The sequence below is a fragment of the Aliivibrio sp. SR45-2 genome, assembly GCF_963890165.1.
Classification (GTDB): domain Bacteria; phylum Pseudomonadota; class Gammaproteobacteria; order Enterobacterales; family Vibrionaceae; genus Aliivibrio; species Aliivibrio salmonicida.
On the sequence record NZ_CAWPRC010000063.1, the window covers coordinates 1 to 1,324 of the forward strand.

General features: G+C 37.8%; 2 protein-coding genes. Both read right to left on the bottom strand.

The genetic code is table 11. The features are described 5' to 3' along the window. Positions 1-90: 90 nt before the first annotated feature. The gene (locus AACV33_RS03005; protein ID WP_182700728.1) at positions 91-591 is read right to left on the bottom strand and encodes a nucleotidyltransferase family protein; all 501 of its coding nucleotides are present in this window, start codon (positions 589-591) and stop codon (positions 91-93) included. A 155-nt stretch (positions 592-746) separates the two neighbouring features. Continuing rightward, on the bottom strand, positions 747-1,181 hold the full coding sequence (locus tag AACV33_RS03010) for a GNAT family N-acetyltransferase (protein WP_182700729.1): 435 nt from the start codon (positions 1,179-1,181) through the stop codon (positions 747-749). Between the last annotated feature and the right edge of the window lie 143 nt (positions 1,182-1,324).

Here is a 1,324-nt window from a genome sequence, read left to right on the forward strand (position 1 = left end):
CACAGACTTAGCTGAATTTTACCGCCTTAATCACTGAAACTAAAGACAAACCCACAACGCCGAATGTAGTAAATCGTGTTGATTGCTTTGTTATAACGCAGTTCTCAATTTAGACCAATGACCTAGCCAACCTTTCGACGTTACACGGTCACTGAAGATTTCTAAAGAACGCTTAGGATTATGTGTAACCTGCAAATTAAACAACGATTCAAAGCCAAAAGCAGAAATACATTCGTATTTACCATTGTCTAATTTTCGTATGGCTACCGCTGTTTCTTTTTCTGGCCAATAACTCATTGCATCGATAATACTTAAATACGGTTTATCGCCATTTCGTTTGTGCATAATTGCTTGATTACGCACTTCCAAATTCAATTCTGGCATCAATGCAGAAAGCTGAGATTCGATTATTTTGTAGTTTTCAGGATTAGATTCAGTTTCATCGAAATAAACAACATCAACGTCATTCAAAGGCGTAAATACTGATTTCTGATGCAAATGGTCCCACACCAAATTTCGGACGAAACCAGCGGCTAAATAGCAATGAGGTAAATTGAGTTGTAGAACACAATCAAGAGCCTTAACTCTCAATTAATGTGATGATTCTATCCATATCCACCCTGCGTTATAACGCCTGCATAACACGTTTGCTACGATACCGGCTTAACTGAATTTTACCGCCTTAATCACTAAAACTAAAGGCAAACTGACAATGCCGAGTGTAGCAAATCGTGTTGATGCATTTGTTATGTGTTTGAACTTAAAGTAAATTCCATTTCTATTAACCCATTCACTTCCACGGTTTGCGTAAACCCTTTTTCTTTATATAACTTGATTGCTGGATTTTCGCTGAACACACGAAGAAGTAACTTTTTTGATTGATGCTGTCTAGCGTGATTTATAATCATATCGAGACTTTTCGCACCGATACCCTTCCCGTGAAATTCTGGGCTTAATTGTAAATCTCGGAGAAAAGTGGTCGATTCGTTATAGCTAAAACGAACAATACCAACTCGATAATTATCCGCGAATATTTCAAAGTTATCCAAGATAGTCCAATTGTTGATAAACAGATTGCTGTCCCAAACGATATTCCGAGTTAAATAATAACTAGCCATATTGGATTGAGTTAGTGATTCAGCATATTTTAGATCAGAAGCTCTTTTAAACTGGATATCCATACTTACCCCTTGGGTACACATAACGCCGCCATAACACGTGCTGACGACCAACTTTCCAAACCAATTATACTTTAAACCGCGAATGCCGAATGTTATAAGCATCGTGTTGATGGCTTTGTTACACGATCTTTGTCAACGCTTCC